Origin of the sequence: Herminiimonas contaminans (assembly GCF_015645465.1) — a bacterium.
Lineage (GTDB): Bacteria > Pseudomonadota > Gammaproteobacteria > Burkholderiales > Burkholderiaceae_D > Oxalicibacterium > Oxalicibacterium contaminans.
Window position 1 is genome coordinate 124317 of sequence record NZ_JADOEL010000004.1, and the last position, 16078, is coordinate 140394.

21 protein-coding genes are annotated in these 16078 nt (G+C 52.2%); 7 read left to right on the top strand and 14 right to left on the bottom strand.

From position 1 onward, the window contains the following. Positions 1–44: 44 nt before the first annotated feature. From yajC to secF, 3 genes are all read left to right on the top strand, one after another. On the top strand, positions 45–323 hold the full coding sequence (gene yajC / locus IXC47_RS07255) for a preprotein translocase subunit YajC (RefSeq protein ID WP_230089454.1): 279 nt from the start codon (positions 45–47) through the stop codon (positions 321–323). 79 nt (positions 324–402) lie between these two features. Further along, positions 403–2262, top strand: a complete 1860-nt coding sequence (secD, locus tag IXC47_RS07260; RefSeq protein WP_195875153.1) for a protein translocase subunit SecD — start codon at positions 403–405, stop codon at positions 2260–2262. A gap of 110 nt (positions 2263–2372) precedes the next feature. Then, positions 2373–3317 (top strand): protein translocase subunit SecF, encoded by a 945-nt coding sequence (secF, locus tag IXC47_RS07265; RefSeq protein ID WP_175627113.1) that lies wholly within the window; start codon positions 2373–2375, stop codon positions 3315–3317. A 63-nt stretch (positions 3318–3380) separates the two neighbouring features. On the opposite strand, the gene IXC47_RS07270 is transcribed toward secF, so the two are convergent. From IXC47_RS07270 to purB, 5 genes are all read right to left on the bottom strand, one after another. Further along, entirely contained in the window at positions 3381–3830 is a 450-nt protein-coding gene (locus IXC47_RS07270) for a MarR family winged helix-turn-helix transcriptional regulator (RefSeq protein WP_175626967.1), read from the bottom strand. Between the two features lie 82 nt (positions 3831–3912). Then, complete coding sequence (locus IXC47_RS07275; RefSeq protein WP_175626968.1) at positions 3913–4482, bottom strand: YceI family protein; 570 nt, start codon at positions 4480–4482, stop codon at positions 3913–3915. Between the two features lie 48 nt (positions 4483–4530). Beyond that, positions 4531–5106 (bottom strand): YceI family protein, encoded by a 576-nt coding sequence (locus tag IXC47_RS07280; RefSeq protein ID WP_195875154.1) that lies wholly within the window; start codon positions 5104–5106, stop codon positions 4531–4533. Positions 5107–5132: 26 nt separating this feature from the next. Then, positions 5133–5657: a cytochrome b gene (locus IXC47_RS07285; protein ID WP_175626970.1), complete on the bottom strand. Its 525-nt coding sequence runs from the start codon at positions 5655–5657 to the stop codon at positions 5133–5135. 102 nt (positions 5658–5759) lie between these two features. Continuing rightward, positions 5760–7127, bottom strand: coding sequence for an adenylosuccinate lyase (purB, locus tag IXC47_RS07290; protein ID WP_195875155.1), 1368 nt, complete (start codon positions 7125–7127; stop codon positions 5760–5762). Between the two features lie 199 nt (positions 7128–7326). Between purB and IXC47_RS07295 the strand changes: the two genes are divergently transcribed. Continuing rightward, a complete protein-coding gene (locus tag IXC47_RS07295; protein WP_175626972.1) occupies positions 7327–7938 on the top strand; it encodes a glutathione S-transferase N-terminal domain-containing protein in 612 nt (203 codons plus the stop codon). A gap of 70 nt (positions 7939–8008) precedes the next feature. Here IXC47_RS07295 and bfr (IXC47_RS07300) read toward each other — a convergent pair whose 3' ends face one another. The 9 genes from bfr (IXC47_RS07300) to IXC47_RS07340 form a co-directional block, all read right to left on the bottom strand. Beyond that, positions 8009–8482, bottom strand: coding sequence for a bacterioferritin (gene bfr / locus IXC47_RS07300; protein WP_175626973.1), 474 nt, complete (start codon positions 8480–8482; stop codon positions 8009–8011). 187 nt (positions 8483–8669) lie between these two features. Further along, positions 8670–9143 carry a bacterioferritin gene (bfr, locus tag IXC47_RS07305; RefSeq protein ID WP_175626974.1) on the bottom strand — a complete coding sequence of 158 codons (474 nt, stop codon included), beginning with the start codon at positions 9141–9143 and terminating at the stop codon, positions 8670–8672. Positions 9144–9455: 312 nt separating this feature from the next. Beyond that, positions 9456–9866 (bottom strand): ExbD/TolR family protein, encoded by a 411-nt coding sequence (locus tag IXC47_RS07310; RefSeq protein WP_175626975.1) that lies wholly within the window; start codon positions 9864–9866, stop codon positions 9456–9458. Beyond that, positions 9866–10594, bottom strand: coding sequence for a MotA/TolQ/ExbB proton channel family protein (locus IXC47_RS07315; protein ID WP_124575614.1), 729 nt, complete (start codon positions 10592–10594; stop codon positions 9866–9868). Before IXC47_RS07315 ends, IXC47_RS07310 begins: the two co-directional genes overlap by 1 nt. 12 nt (positions 10595–10606) lie before the next feature. Beyond that, positions 10607–11293, bottom strand: a complete 687-nt coding sequence (locus tag IXC47_RS07320) for an energy transducer TonB (RefSeq protein ID WP_175626976.1) — start codon at positions 11291–11293, stop codon at positions 10607–10609. 11 nt (positions 11294–11304) lie between these two features. Further along, a complete protein-coding gene (locus IXC47_RS07325; protein ID WP_124575612.1) occupies positions 11305–11520 on the bottom strand; it encodes a (2Fe-2S)-binding protein in 216 nt (71 codons plus the stop codon). A 91-nt stretch (positions 11521–11611) separates the two neighbouring features. After that, the gene (locus IXC47_RS07330; RefSeq protein WP_124575611.1) at positions 11612–11932 is read right to left on the bottom strand and encodes a hypothetical protein; all 321 of its coding nucleotides are present in this window, start codon (positions 11930–11932) and stop codon (positions 11612–11614) included. 81 nt (positions 11933–12013) lie between these two features. Further along, positions 12014–12208 (bottom strand): hemin uptake protein HemP, encoded by a 195-nt coding sequence (gene hemP / locus IXC47_RS07335; RefSeq protein ID WP_175626977.1) that lies wholly within the window; start codon positions 12206–12208, stop codon positions 12014–12016. A gap of 235 nt (positions 12209–12443) precedes the next feature. Then, positions 12444–14072 carry an FMN-binding glutamate synthase family protein gene (locus tag IXC47_RS07340; RefSeq protein WP_195875156.1) on the bottom strand — a complete coding sequence of 543 codons (1629 nt, stop codon included), beginning with the start codon at positions 14070–14072 and terminating at the stop codon, positions 12444–12446. Between the two features lie 411 nt (positions 14073–14483). On the opposite strand from IXC47_RS07340, the gene IXC47_RS07345 reads away from it, so the two are divergent. The 3 genes from IXC47_RS07345 to IXC47_RS07355 are packed head-to-tail and all read left to right on the top strand — an operon-like array spanning position 14484 to position 16077. Next, a complete protein-coding gene (locus tag IXC47_RS07345) occupies positions 14484–15389 on the top strand; it encodes a CsgG/HfaB family protein (RefSeq protein WP_326838389.1) in 906 nt (301 codons plus the stop codon). A 5-nt stretch (positions 15390–15394) separates the two neighbouring features. Next, positions 15395–15706 carry a hypothetical protein gene (locus IXC47_RS07350; RefSeq protein WP_175626980.1) on the top strand — a complete coding sequence of 104 codons (312 nt, stop codon included), beginning with the start codon at positions 15395–15397 and terminating at the stop codon, positions 15704–15706. A 14-nt stretch (positions 15707–15720) separates the two neighbouring features. After that, a complete protein-coding gene (locus IXC47_RS07355) occupies positions 15721–16077 on the top strand; it encodes a DUF4810 domain-containing protein (protein WP_195875158.1) in 357 nt (118 codons plus the stop codon). Position 16078 lies beyond the last annotated feature (1 nt).

A 16078-nucleotide genomic window follows, 5' to 3' on the forward strand; every position in this document is an offset into this window, starting at 1 on the left:
TGTTTATTTCCAACGCTTACGCTGCAACTGCCGCCGGCGGCGTCATGGGCAATCTGGCCCAATTCGTTCCTATCATCCTGATGTTCGTTGTGCTGTACTTCCTGATGATACGTCCACAGATGAAACGTCAAAAAGAACACAAGGCCATGATCGAAGCCGTAACACGTGGCGATGAAGTCGTAACAGCAGGCGGCGTCCTGGGCAAGATCACCAAGGTTTCCGATGTCTACTTGTCGCTGGAAGTACAAGACGGTACCGAGATCGTGATTCAAAAAAGCGCAGTCACTACCTTGTTGCCTAAGGGTACGATCAAATCGCTGTAATGGGTTAAACGCCCCACCTCCGCCAGGCGGACGTGGGGTTGATTTTTGTCTGACGTTCCACCCCGAACCCTGAATCAATATGAATCGCTATCCCCTCTGGAAGTACATAATTATCGCTGTCGCACTCCTGTTGGGTGTGTTGTATACGACGCCTAACTTTTTCGGCGAATCGCCAGCGGTGCAAATCAGCAGTGCCAAAGCTACCATCAAGGTAGATAGTTCCCTGATCACTCAGGTTGAGCAGGCGCTGAAAAAAGACGGTATCCAGTACGACGGGATAGTCTATGAAACGATAGGTACCCAGGGTACCGTCCGCGTGCGTTTCCCGAATACCGATATCCAGTTCAAAGCCAAAGGCATACTGGAAAAAGACCTGAATACTGATCCGGAAGATCCGACCTACCTGGTCGCCTTCAATCTGTTGCCGAATACGCCATCGTGGTTGCAAAGCCTGAACGCTGCACCTATGTACCTTGGCCTCGATTTGCGCGGTGGTGTGCACTTCCTGATGCAGGTCGATATCAAGGCAGTGATGAACAAGCGCGTACTCGGCTTGCAAGCCAGCGCCCGCAGCATCTTGCGCGACAAGAACATTCGCCATGCCGGTATCGCACGTAGTGGCGACAATGTGGAAATCTCGTTCCGTGATGCCGATACCCGCAACAAGGCGCGTACCGTGCTGGGCAATGAATTGCGTGAACTGGTGCTGACTGATGCAGGCAGCGGTGAAGACCTGAAACTGGTTGGTAGCCTGAATCCGACCGCATTGAAACAAACAGTAGAAGACGCGGTTCAGCAAAACATCACCACCTTGTCCAAGCGTGTCAATGAACTGGGCGTGACCGAGCCGCTGATCCAGCGTCAGGGTGCTGATCGTATCGTGGTGCAAATGCCTGGTGTGCAAGACGTTTCGCGCGCCAAGGACATCATCGGTAAAACCGCGACCCTGGAAGTCCGCCTGGTGGATGAATCGGTTACCCGCGGTACCGAAGAAACTGCTGCGATACCTTTCGGTTCCGAGCTGTTTAAAGTCGGCAAGAACGCACCTGTCGTTCTGTACAAAGATCCGATCATCACCGGTGAATACATCTCTAGCGCTTCGGCCAGCTTCGATCAAAACCATCAGCCATCGGTCAGTATCGACCTGAATGGTGACGGTGGTCGCCGCATGCGTGAAGCGACACGTACCCGTGTCGGCAAGGCGATGGCGATCGTGCTGTTTGAAAAGAACAAGGGTGAAGTCCTGACCGTTGCGACCATCCGTGATGAACTGGGTGCACGCTTCCAGATCACTGGCATGGGTTCGGCTGAAGCAGCCAGCGACCTCGCTTTGCTGTTGCGCGCCGGTTCGTTGGCAGCACCGATGGAAATCATCGAAGAACGTACCATCGGACCTCAGCTCGGTGCGGAAAACATCAAGAAAGGTTTTGATGCGACGCTGTACGGCTTCATCGCCATCGGCATCTTCATGATCATTTACTACCGCGCATTTGGTTTCTTCAGTGTATTTGCGCTGGCAGTCAACCTGATGCTGCTGATTGCCTTGTTGTCCATGTTGCAGGCGACGCTGACCTTGCCGGGTATCGCCGCTATTGCGCTGACGCTCGGTATGGCGATTGACGCCAACGTGCTGATTAACGAGCGGATACGCGAAGAGTTACGAGCCGGACATTCACCGCAGACGGCGATTGCGATGGGCTTTGAACGTGCGTGGGCAACCATTCTCGATTCCAACGTCACCACCATGATTGCCGGCCTGGCACTGTTGATCTTCGGTTCCGGTGCGGTGCGCGGTTTCGCGGTAGTGCACTGTCTGGGTATCCTGACTTCGATTTTCTCTGCCGTGTTCGTATCGCGTGGCGTGGTCAACCTCTGGTATGGCCGCAAGAAGAAATTGACATCGGTATCCATCGGTCAGGTCTGGAAGCCGGCCGACTGATATTGAAAAATGAAGCGTCAGGTCGACGCTTCAGCTGTAACTACTGAATTGTATTTAGACAGACCGCCTGCTGATATATACACAGCGGCGGTCGCACTGAGAGGGAAGTGATGGAGTTTTTCCGCATCAAAAAAGATATCCCGTTCATGCGCCATGCGTTGATTTTCAACATCATCTCTGCGCTGACGTTTGTCGCTGCCGTATTCTTCCTGCTGCATCGGGGTTTGCATCTGTCGATTGAATTTACCGGTGGTACGGTAATGGAAGTCACCTATTCGCAGCCAGCCGATATTGAAGGCGTGCGCGGCAAGCTGACTGAGCTCGGCTATGTCGATATGCAAGTGCAAAGTTTCGGCACTGCACAAGACGTATTGATCCGTTTGCCGGCGCAAAAGAATGCAGACTCGGCGCAGATCAGCGAACGCGTGATCGGTGCGTTGAAGGCGCAGGACAGTACGGTTGAACTGAAGCGCGTTGAATTCGTCGGTCCGCAAGTGGGCGAGGAGTTGACGCATGATGGTTTGATGGCGCTGGGCATGCTGGTGATCGGTATCGTGATTTACCTGGCGATACGCTTCGAATGGAAGTACGCGGTATCAGCGATCCTCGCCAACTTGCATGACGTGGTGATTATTCTCGGTTTCTTTGCCTTCTTCCAGTGGGAATTCTCACTGACGGTATTGGCGGCGGTGCTGGCGGTACTTGGTTACTCGGTCAATGAATCGGTGGTGGTGTTTGACCGGGTACGTGAAACCTTCCGGGATCGTCGTTTCGGCAAATTGCCAACCGCAGAAGTGCTGAACCATGCGATTACCCAGACTATTTCGCGTACCGTGATTACTCACGGCTCGACCCAGTTGATGGTGTTGTCGATGCTGTTCTTTGGCGGTCCTACCCTGCATTACTTTGCATTGGCACTGACCATCGGTATCTGTTTCGGTATTTACTCTTCGGTATTCGTTGCGGCAGCACTGGCGATGTGGCTGGGCGTGAAGCGCGAAGACTTGCTGAAGCCGGTCAAGGAAAAAGACGAACACGACGGTGCAGTCGTCTAAGCACTGTAGCTACAAAAAGCCGGCATATGCCGGCTTTTTTATTGGCTGTCAGTGACTGTCAATTCAGTACTTTTGTTTGGGTTCGCTGCCTGTCAGGTTGGCGTGCAGCTTGGTCAGCTCGCGATCCAAAGCATCAAAATCCTGCGCCTCATAGTTCACGAAGGATTGTTTGCCAAAAGCGATTTGCTGGCTGAATACGCGATGGAATTCGGCATCACCGGCAGCGGTCAGTTTGACCAGCGTGCTGCGGCGGTCTTCGACCTGGGTGACGCGTGTTACCAGGCCTTTCTCTTCCAGACGGTCGATCACGCCAGTCAGGGTGCCCTTGGTAATCAGTGTTCTTTCTCCCAGTTCCTTGAAGCTCATGCCGCAGGTATTGCCCAGCGTGGCAATGATGTCGAACTGTGATGGTGTCAAGCCGGTACGGCAGCGTATATTGGCGCCCGACTGGCGTTCGAATGCATGAAAGCACTCAGCCAGGAGACGGATGCTGCGGAGATATCGTTCAGCCATAAACCCAGTTACTGTCCATAAAAATAAAAAAGCCGACGGAGTATAACGTCGGCTTTCAGGATTACACAATCGCTACGCTTACTCAGTCTGCTTTGACTGCTTCAACCTGGATCGCCAGTTTGACGTCAGGCGAGAAGCCATAGTTCAAAGCGTAATTCAGGCCGAAATCGCTGCGTTTGAATTCAGCAGATGCATCGGCGCCGCACACTTCGCGTTTCAGCATAGGGTGCTGGATACATTTGAATTTGTTGATGGTCAGGGTCACTGGTTTGGTGACGCCCAGCAGGGTCAATTCACCATCAACCGAAACTGGCTTGTCGCCATCGAACTTGATCGATTTGCTTTTGTAGGTCGCGGTAGGGAATTTCTCTACGTTGAACAAGTCCTTGCCTTTGGCGTGTTCATTCATCTTGGCATGGCCGAAGTCGATCGAGTTTGCATCGATGACGATGTCCAGCGAACCGGTTTTTGCTGCACGGTCGAGCACTACAGTGCCGCTGGTTTTTTCGAACTTGCCGCGCCAGAACGAGATGCCCATGTGGTCAGCTTCGAAGCTAGGGTAGGTGTGGCTAGGATCGATGGTGTAGGTTTGTGCAAATGCGGAGCTCGCGCCAGCGGCCAGCAAACAGATCAGTGCAAGTTTGGATTTCATTCAAATGACTCCTGTGTGGGTTAATTAATTTTTTGTTACCGGAACTGCTTATTGCGCCGCGACGACACGGAATTTAATCGTGACTTCGTCGGCTACCATGCTGGTGTCTTTCCATTCACCTTCACCGATGTTGTAGGTCAGGCGTTTGATTGGTAATACACCTTCAAAGACTTGGTTGCTGCCTTCTTTTTTGACTGTGAGCGGGAAGCTGACGTCAGTGGTTTTGCCCTTGATGGTGAGCTTGCCGGTGACATCCAGTTTGCCTGCTGCACCAGCTTTGATCTGGCTGGAAACGAAAGTCGCTTTCGGGAATTGTGCTGCGTTAAACCATTCTTTTTTCAATACTTCGCGGTTGTATTCAGGGTCGCCCAGATCGAAGCCGTTGACGTCGATCTCGACGTTGGCTTTGGAGGTGTCTGGCTTGGCTGCGTCATAGGTGATCTGTGCGTTGAATTTTTTGAAGGTCGCTTCGACCGGTACATTCAGTTGCTTGAAGGTGATGCTGACTTTGCTTTTGGCCGGATCTGTCTTCAGTGCGGTAGCGGCGAGTGCCGGTAGCGCCAGCGCGATACCGGCAATGGCCAGCCAGCGGGTGGTTTGGCTGGAGAGGGAACGAACGAACATGGGTAATCCTTTCGGTAAAAATATATTTACGGCAGCATGCGTTGCAGCGTGCGGTCGCGGTCTATGAGCTGGTGTTTGATGACAGCCAGTATATGCAGGAAAAAAACGATAAGCAGAACGACATTGCAGGCGTAATGCACTTGCTTGAGCAAGGCCTTCAATTCAGGATCCGGGCCGATGAATACCGGCAGTGGCACGATGCCGAGATAGACCACGGGTACGCCTGCAGCCAGGCTGTAGAAGTAGCCGGACAGCGGTACCGCAAAGATTAATACATACATCAGGCCGTGCGAGACACGTGCAGCTTTCTTTTGCCAGTCAGCCATGCCAGGTGGATGTGCCGGCGCCGGATGGCCCAGCGCCCAGAGCAAACGCAGACAGGCGAGGCCGAACACGGTCACTCCCAGCCATTTATGCCAGGAAAAATATTTGAGTTTGGTAGGAGTCAGGCCGGGAATATCGACCATGGTCAGGCCCAGCCAGAAGGCGGCGATGATCAGGATCGCCATGAGCCAGTGCAGCGCAATTGCAGTCAGGGTGTAGCGGCGCATAGATAGTGTTTTGCTTATTAGTTCAAATTAGAACTAATATAGCAAAATAAATCCCAGCGTGCTGAAGCCTGTTTTAATAGGCTTCAGTGGCTGGGACACTAATTAGATCTCTTTTGCGAGTTTGGTGGCGTAGCCGATGTAGTTGGCAGGGGTCATGGCCAGCAGGTGATCCTTGGCTTCTTGCGGAATTGCCAGGGTGACGATGAATTCCTGCAGCGCTTCCTTCGAAATACCCTTGCCGCGGGTCAAGTCCTTCAATTGCTCGTAAGGATTTTCGATGCCGTAACGGCGCATCACGGTTTGTACCGGTTCTGCCAATACTTCCCAGGTTTCATCCAGGTCTTGTGCAATACGGACCGGATTGACTTCCAGTTTGTTCAGGCCGCGCAGGCAGCTGTCATAGGCCAGCAGTGCGTAGCCAAAGCCGACGCCGATGTTGCGCAGTACGGTGGAGTCGGTCAGGTCACGCTGCCAGCGCGAAACAGGCAGCTTCTCTGCCATGTGTTTCAAGACGGCGTTAGCCATACCCAGATTGCCTTCGGAATTTTCGAAGTCGATTGGATTGACTTTATGCGGCATGGTCGACGAACCGATTTCACCGGCTTTGGTCGATTGCTTGAAGTAACCGAGCGAGATGTAGCCCCAGATGTCGCGGTTCAAATCCAGCAGGATGGTATTGGTACGCGCGATGGCATCGAACAATTCCGCCATGTAGTCATGCGGTTCGATCTGAATGGTGTACGGGTTGAAGGTCAGGCCCAGGCGTTTCTCGATGACTTCTTTCGAGAAGGCTTGCCAGTCATGGTTAGGATAGGCTGACAAGTGCGCATTGAAGTTGCCGACTGCGCCATTCATTTTGCCGAGGATTTCAACTGCAGAGATACGGTCGGTCGCGCGCTTCAGGCGTGCCACCACGTTCGCCATTTCCTTGCCGAGGGTGGTCGGGCTGGCTGGCTGGCCGTGGGTACGCGACATCATAGGCACGGCTGCATTGTCGTGCGCCAGTTGTGTCAGTTTGCTGATCAGGCCTTGCAGTGCCGGCACCAGGACGGAATCACGTGCGGCCTTGAGCATCATGCCGTGCGAAGTATTGTTGATGTCTTCCGAAGTGCAGGCGAAGTGGATGAATTCAGTCGCAGCGACCAGTTCAGGTACGTCTTTGACTTGTTCCTTGAGCCAGTACTCAACCGCTTTGACATCATGGTTGGTGACCGCTTCGATATCCTTGATGCGTTGTGCATCGGCTTCGGTGAAATCGGTCGTCAGTTTGTTCAGCAATGCATTGGCGCTGGCCGAAAACGGCTTGATTTCAGCAAAGCCAGCTGCCGACAAAGCTTGCAGCCATGCAATTTCCACTTTTACCCGGTGATGCATAAAACCTGATTCAGACAGGATAGGACGCAATTCATCGGTTTTGCTGGCGTAACGGCCATCGAGTGGCGACAGGGCGGAAAGCGTGGAAAGAGGCATGATGATGGGCGACTAGCGCTGTGACGTGATTGAAAAAGCTGCCGGAAATACAAAAACGGCATAAATTGAGGAAGCCGACATTCTACCACTTCAGCGCCACATATAGCCTGAAAGCGACATCTGGGTGGGGGCGGAGATGGCGGGTTTTAGCTCGGGGCCGATGTTATAATCGCCTTCCGATTTTAGAAGTAAAGCGTCTATGAAACTGATTGGTTCTCTCGCCAGCCCTTACGTACGTAAAGTACGTGTTGTCATGTTGGAAAAAAAGATCGATTACGATTTCGTTCTTGAAAACGTGTGGGGTGCTGAAACCACGATACAAGAATCCAATCCGCTCGGCAAAGTGCCGTGCCTGGTGATGGAAGATGGCGGCGCGATGTTTGATTCTCGCGTGATCGTCGAATACCTGGATACTCTGACGCCAGTCGGCAAACTGATACCGCCGAATGGCCGTGAACGTGCTGAAGTCAAATGCTGGGAAGCGCTGGCTGATGGTGTGGCGGATGCTGCCATGTTGTTGCGCCTCGAACATACTTTGCGTCCGGCAGAACAACGTAGCCAGGCCTGGATAGATCGTCAGACCCGCAAGGTGCATGACGGCTTGAAAGCGATGTCGGTAGGCTTGAAGGATACTGCTTTCTGCGCTGGCAACCAGTACACGCTGGCCGATGTGGCAGTGGGTTGCGTGCTGGAGTGGCTGACTTTCCGTTTCCCGGAAATCAGCTGGCGCACTGAATATCCTAACCTGGAAAAATTGCTGGAAAAATTGTCGGAGCGTCCTTCATTCAAGGAAACCGTACCGACCAAATAAGCTGGTATTGCATCAAAAAAAGGGACGCCTTGCGTCCCTTTTTGTTTTTGTAAGCAACTGCTTACTTCTACTATTCGGCGCTTAATTGGGCGCGCAAATAGTTTTGCAGACCTATGGTGGTAATTAAGCCGAGTTGCGTTTCCAGCCAGTCGATATGTTCTTCGGTATCTTCCAGGATGTAATGGAACAGTTCGCGCGACAAATAATCGCTGCAGGCTTCCGACGCCGCGATGCCTTCCTTCACCGTCGCTTGCGCCGCCTTCTCCAGCCTTAAATCGCTGTTCAGCATTTCCTCGATGTTTTCGCCTATGCCCAGCTTATGCAGTGCCTGCAGATTAGGTAAGCCATCCAGCATCAGGATGCGGTCTATCAATTTGTCCGCATGCTTCATTTCGCCTATGGATTCTTCGTATTCCTTCTTCGCTATCTTTTCAAAGCCCCAGTGCTGATACATACGCGCATGCAGGAAGTATTGATTGATAGCGGTCAGTTCGTTGGTGAGCTGCGCATTCAGCAGCCGGATGATATTGCTGTCACCTTGCATAGGTATTCCAAAAAAGAATTAAAGGGCAGGGTGTCGACGTCGCGGTATGTTTGGTCGAGCCCGATTCGTAGGGCGTCGATCATAGCGTGAGAAGAGTGGGTTTGGAGTGGTGCAGCAGGGCGGATAAGTCTGGAATAAAAAAGGGCGCTGTGCGCGCCCTTTTTTGTAGTTGATGCCAACAGCAGTATTACTCGTTGATCATCTGTGCTTGCAGGTAGTTCTGGATGCCGACTTTTTCGATCAGGTCGAGTTGTGTTTCCAGCCAGTCTATGTGTTCTTCGGTGTCGTCCAGAATGTACTGGAACAGTTCACGCGATACATAGTCACCGCTGGCTTCACATGCTGCGATGCCTTCTTTGACGGTTTTTTGCGCGAGCTTTTCCAGTTTCAAATCGCAGCCCAGCATTTCCGGTGTGTTTTCACCGATCATCAACTTGTGCAGTGCTTGCAGGTTAGGCAAGCCGTCCAGCATCAGGATGCGGTCTATCAGTTTGTCGGCATGTTTCATTTCGCCGATGGATTCTTCGTATTCTTTCTTGGCAATCTTTTCAAAGCCCCAGTGCTTGTACATGCGTGCATGCAGGAAATACTGGTTGATTGCGGTCAGTTCGTTGGTAAGCTGCGCATTGAGCAGCTTGATGATATTGGCGTCACCTTTCATGGGATCCTCGAAAGTGATGTGGAAAACGGGCTGCTGCGCATCTGGCTATCGTTACTCCAGATGCTCGGTCAGCAAAGAACGCACATGATAGCTCAGTAAGTCCAAAATATGATCAATTTGGCTTCATTTTGCTAACTGGAATCATTCGTGTTTCGATTGCCAAAGTGAGACTGGGCGCGGCTTTGCGCGGGGTTGGGCGGTTCGGCTCGAACGTGGAATCGGGCAAGAAAAAACGCGCTGCAGCGAGTTGCTGAGCGCGTTATTTTCAGGTCTTAAGGGCAGGATTGGGACTGCCCGCAAAACCATTGCTACTTACTTCGGTGCCTCGGTGACGAAGCCCATTTTGGTCAGTCCGCCTGACTGTGCTGCTGCCATGACTTGCGCGACTTTCTCATAAGGTGTGAGGCGGTCTGCACGCAAATGCAATTCTGGTTGTGGTGTTACTTTGGCTGCATCCGCAATGCGTGACAGCATTTGCGATTGATCCAGCACTTCGTTGTTCCAGTAAACCTGGCCAGCAGCATCGATCGATACGTTGATGGTTTCCGGTTTGGTTTCGTTAGGTTGGTTCGCTGCGTGCGGCAGATCGAGCTTCACCGCATGATTCATCACCGGGATGGTCATGATGAAGATGATCAGCAATACCAGCATCACGTCGACTAGCGGCGTGGTGTTGATTTCTGGATTGAAGTCGTCTTCTTCCGACAGGGATCCCATTGCCATCATGCACCTCCGACGGCAACCAGTTTGGCGCCGCTTGCACCTGGTGTATTGGTGTCGTTGGCACGAGCGCCGGTGACGAACAATGCATGCAGGTCGAAGCCGAATTTATTCAATTTGGCGATGACTGTCTTGTTACCGCGAACCAGGGCGTTGTAGCCGAAGGTTGCCGGAATCGCGACTGCCAGACCGAGCGCCGTCATGATCAGCGCTTCACCGACCGGACCAGCAACTTTATCGATACTCGCCTGACCGGAAGTACCAATCGCGACCAGCGCGTGATAGATGCCCCAAACGGTACCAAACAGACCAACGAACGGTGCGGTAGAACCAACCGACGCCAGCACTGCCATGCCGCTTTGCAGCTTGGCCGAAGTTTCATCAATAGCCTGGCGCAGGGACAGGGTGATCCAGTCGCTGACCGACAGTTGATCGTGCAGATGGCCTTTGTGTGCTTCGTGGTGACGCATGGCGATTACGCCAGCATCAGCGATTGCTGCGAATGGATTGGCTTCGCCCAGGGTTGCTACACCTTCTGGCAAGCTGGTTGCATCCCAGAATTCGTGACCAGCTGCGCGTGCAGCGCGGCGGTACTGCATCAATTGCAGTGCTTTGGTGGCGATGACGTACCACGATGCGATCGACATAGCGACCAGCAATATTGCGACGCCCTTGGTGACAAAGTCACCTTGTGCCCACAAACTTTCTAAACCGTACGGACTGACTTCCATGATGATTCCTTCTTATCTATTTAGCGTGAAATTAATTGGTACGATAGCAAAGGCAGGAGCTGGTCTCCCGTCTTCCAAATAAGGCTTGAATAATGCGCGCATCACGGCATCCCGTGCTGCATCGTCCATGCGCAATGAGCCTGAAGATTTTTGTACTTCAACTTTCTCGGCGCGGCCTTTTTCATTGATCAACACACGCAAGGTCACAGTACCTTCGTTACCCATGCGCGCATCGAGCGGCGGGTATACCGGGCGTGGTGGATTGATGTATGAAACACCTGAAATCAGTTTAGGCGTTGCAGGAACCGATGGTGCTGCTGGCGCGGAAGGCGTTGGTGGCGATGGCGGCTCATTCGATGGCGGCGCCGGGGCAACGTTTTCGGTAATGGCTTGTGGTGACGGTGCTTCTGTCACTACCGGACGCGGTGTCGGACGCGTGACTTGTTTCTTCACGACCGGAACGGTTTTTGGTTCGGCTGGCTTCGGGGCTGGAGCAGGCGCAGGTTGTTCAGTAATGAAGTCAGCAAAGATTTCGCGCGGCAAGACTTTAGCGACCTGATGTACCAGGCCACTGCGAAGTGCGTAAAACAAAGCGATGTGGATCGCAATGATAGCGATCAGGGGCCCGAATCGTCTGAGTTGCTGTGATATGTGAGGCGGTAATAGCGGTGCTGACGACTGGGTTGTTGTTACGTTCATAAAGAAATTGCTTATGCGGCCAATGCGTTAGGGTGAAACATTATAGGTTGAGTTGGGCGAACCTCTGCAAGGCATTCGCGCAGCACACGTTTTGCACAGGAGTGGCATTTGCCACAGCAGGTGCCCAAATCCAGCTCATTGCGCAATTGCGACATCGAGGTCGTGCCAGTATCAACCGCCTGGCGTATGTTCCGCTCGGAAATATTTCTGCAAACACAAACAATCATCGATGCCTCGTGTGACTTTCTTTGTAGGTTAAAAATACAAAAAACGACAGTGCTTTTATACATTTAATGCCGGTTTCCCGGCATTTTTACTTCAATTCACACGCGCTCCAGCTACCAGGCGCGTAAACAACTTAAATTTCTCCGGTGGTGGCATAGCTCGTTCAACCACCGTTGCCCATTGTTCCGATAACTGTTGGCAGGTTGCGCGTAACACTGGTGCCAGATCGGGCAGATCGGCCAGTGCTTTCAAGTGTCGCTCTATGACCGAGGCCAGCTTGATGCACGAACTGCTTTCCTGATTATTCGCGGTGTAATGCGACATCAAGTGTAAAACTGCTGAAACTAATAATTCCGGTTGTGCCGGTGCTGCGTTAGGCTCCCGTAGTGCCTGCTCCGCTTTTTCGATTGCCATCAAACTCTCCTTTTGGGTTGGTTTGGCTGGCTGGTGCAAAGTGGCGCACGGGCTGGCTCAGTTGCAAATCGATGCTGCTAGTTATGCCGTCAAAATCAATTTATTCAACTGCGTTAAACGGAGGCGATAAATTCGCCCTTCGTGTGCTATTTCTACTTCGCGCATTTGCCGGAACAGGTCGCGGCTGTTAATGCGTGTTATTGGCTGTTCCATTGCAGCGTTATTACGTAGAGCAGGAACATTTTCCAGTGCTACACGTGGTGCCGAGATCGCCATGATCAACCTTTTCATGTAAATGAGAACAATTCGTGTTTAGATTATTCGACATTTGGCGATGGATTGCAAGTTTTTTCGCTCGGCTTTGCATCGTCGGGAGCTAAATAAATCGGATTTGTGGTGATACGGACAAGGAAAGTTGCCCGAGGGGCATTTCAGCGCCGGAATTGAATGGTTTCTTAACGCTGGAGATATATACGGCAACCCTGTGGGGTGCCGTATATGAGGGGGCTTTTTAATGGATGGGGCTGAAGGATTCAGCTTGCGCGATAGGCCAGTATTTACCAAAGACTTCCGGCAATTCACGCTCAGGATTTGCTTCGCTGAGTAATTGGCCGGACTCTAAATAAGGCAGCAGTGCGGAAGCGAGTTTGACCTGATTCGCCGAGACGCGGCGTACCAGGTGATGTGGTCGCAGTTCGGAAGGATGATGCAAGCCTGCGGCTGCGATCAGTTCAGCGAGCGCTTTTAATGTATTGCGATGGAAATTGGCGACGCGTTCGGCTTTGTCCGGCACAACCAGCGCGCGCTGGCGCAGATTGTCTTGGGTAGCGATGCCGGTAGGGCAGCGATCTGTATGGCAGCTCTGTGATTGTATGCAGCCGAGGGCAAACATAAAGCCACGTGCCGAGTTGCACCAGTCTGCACCGAGTGCCAGTGTGCGCACGATATCAAATGCAGTAACGATTTTGCCGGACGCGCCTATCTTGACCTTGTCGCGTAGCTTGGCACCTACTAGCGTGTTATGCGCGAGCAAGAGCGCTTCCTGCAGCGGTACGCCGACATGATCGGTGAACTCGACAGGTGCTGCGCCAGTGCCGCCTTCGCCGCCGTCTATTACGATGAAGTCAGGTGTGATGCCGGTCGCCAGCATGGCTTTCACGATGCCGAAGAATTCCCATGGATGGCCGACTGCCAGCTTGAAGCCCGTTGGTTTGCCGCTGGAGAGCGTGCGCAGTTGTTCTATGAATTGCAGCAAACCTATAGGTGAGTCAAACGCGGAATGCGACGAAGGGGAGACGCAATCCACGCCCAGTGGCACACCACGTGCAGCGGCGATCTCGGGTGACACTTTCGCACCAGGCAACACGCCGCCATGACCGGGTTTGGCACCCTGCGATAACTTCACTTCTATCATCTTGACCTGAGGCAGTTGCGCATTCAGCGCAAATTTTTCCGGCGAAAAACTACCGTCGTCATTGCGACAGCCGAAGTAACCAGAGCCTATCTCCCACACCAAATCACCACCTGCTTCGTTCGCATTCTCCGGGCGATGGTAGCGGCTGATACTGCCCTCGCCAGTGTCGTGCATGAAGCCGCCTTTTTGCGCGCCTTGATTCAGTGCGCGTATCGCATTCGCTGACAGTGCGCCAAAGCTCATCGCAGAGATATTGAATATGCTGGCCGAATACGGTTGAGCACGATCCTCGCCTATCGTGATGCGGAAGTCGTGCGCCCCGACTTTCGCAGGTGCGATCGAATGGTTGATCCATTCATAGTCGCTTTGGTAGACATCCATCTGTGTGCCAAAAGGGCGCTTGTCGATTGCTTGTTTGGCGCGCTGATACACCAGCGAGCGCTGGTTGCGCGAGAACGGATTGGGTGCGGCGTCGTCTTCCAGGAAATACTGGCGTATCTCCGGACGCACCGATTCAAACATATAGCGGAAGTGCCCGAGAATGGGGTAATTGCGCAGCACCGCGCGCTTGGTTTGCAATACGTCGCCAATGCCGACGACAGTGAGGAAACCAAACAGTGCAACCAGCCACCAGGCGCCATCGAAATGTGGGGTGCAGAAGAGGGAGGCGATGAAGAGCAAGGCGGATGCGACGAGAGCCAGGTAACCGATGGGGAACAAACGCATTTTTTCTCCGAACAAAATGGCAGTGCATGCCGATGAATTGCGAGACAGTGTACACAAGGACCAATGAAATGACTTTGCCGACGTTTTCTAGAGAACTATCTGGATTCATAAGGCATTCACGCTACTTTTTGTCTATCCCATAAAAATGGCATTGTATTTTGGAAACTATCTGGATAGTCTTCGTTAGTAAAAATATGTGGCCTCCGTGCCGCAAACTATAAAAAACGCTAGCTATAGCAAAGGGAAGAGCACGTGTTCTATCTGCGAATTTATTCAATGCACGCCAGCTAAGCGCTGTCGACCGCTTGACGCCGGGCTACCGGTATCCATTTCTACTCCTTCAATTCTGGATTTTTTATGTCAATTAAATGGCTTTTTATAGCGTCGCCGATATTTCTTGGCGCGTGTGCAGTGACATCTACCCCAACTCAGCCAGTTGAGGCACCCGTAAGTCGCGCACAACAGATCGAAGCGCAAAAACAGGTGGCCGCACCTCAAGTGAAGACGCTGAAGCGAAAAATTGCGATCGGTCGCTTTACTAACGAAACCCGCTACGGCAAGACCTTCCAGGTTGATGCCAACCTGGATCCATTGGGCAAACAAGCGTCGGATATGTTGAATAGCCGCCTTATCAGCTCAAACAAATTCCTGACCTTTGAGCGTTCTGATCTCGAAAAAATCAAAAATGAACAAGCGTTGCTGAAAGAAGGAAACTTGATCGGCGTAGATACATTGATTCTTGGTTCTGTTACTGAGTTTGGTCGTAGCACGACCGGGAAATCCGGATTCCTGAGCGCGACAAAAATACAGACTGCACGCGCAAAAATCGAAATTCGTTTGGTTGATGCACGTACCGGTTTTTTGTTCTTTACGGCAACAGGAACGGGTGAGGCGACTAGTGAGTCGGGTGAGATTGCCGGTTTCGGTAGCAAGGCTGATTACGACGGTACGTTGAATGATCGGGCGATCGGCGCCGCGATCTCGGATGTACAGAATGCGTTGATCGCCAAGCTTGAGGAGCGCCCTTGGCGCACTGACATTCTCAAAGTGAATGGCAAGCAGGTCTTTGTTTCTGGTGGCGCCCGTCAAGGTTTGAAGGTTGGTGACACCTTGGCCGTGATGCAGCAGGGTGAAACGGTAAGTAGCAAACAAACCGGCTTTGCCATCACTTTGCCACCGACCAAGGTCGGTACTTTGCGCATTACTGGCTTGTTCGGAGATAACGAAACAAATGAAGGTGCAATCGCTGATCTCGTTTCGGGTAGCGCAGTTCCGGCCAAAGGTTCGACGATATTTGTTGCTGAAAACAAGGATTAATAGAGATGAAAACTTATTTTGTAATGGCGCTCGCCTTGATGCTGAGCGCATGTGCGCTACCCGAAACCTCAGTTAAAACTGGTTCGCCACGTCCTACCCTGATTATTAAAGGTGCACCAGTTGGTTCAGTTCTGGTGGTCGATGGTTTGGTGATGGGGCAGGCGGAACAATTCAATGGCGCACCTAACGAGCTGATAGTCGAAGAGGGCTTGCATCAAGTGGAGATCAAGCAGGGTAATGTCACTTTGCATGCCGAGAAAGCTGTCGTCAGCAATGGTGAATCTCGCACGGTAACGGTTAATGCGGGAGGTCGATAATGCGTCTGCACTCATTGCTGGCTTTATCTGTTTCCTTGCTTTTGACTGCTTGCGCTGCGCCTGCCAAATATAACTGGGGCAATTACGAAGGCTCTTTGTATTCGTATTACAAGGACACGTCCAAATCGGCGGAGCATGCGGCCGAATTGCAGCGCACGATTGCGGATTCTGAGGCGACCGGGAAACCGATTGCGCCGGGACTCTATGCTGAATATGGTTTTCTGATGCTGCAGGAAGGCAAGTCCAAGGATGCGATATCGCAGTTTGAAAAAGAAAAGGCAAAGTGGCCGGAATCGACGTATCTGATGGATAACCTGATTCGCATCGCTTCAAATTCCGCAACTCAACAATCTGCTGCACGTAAGGAGTAAC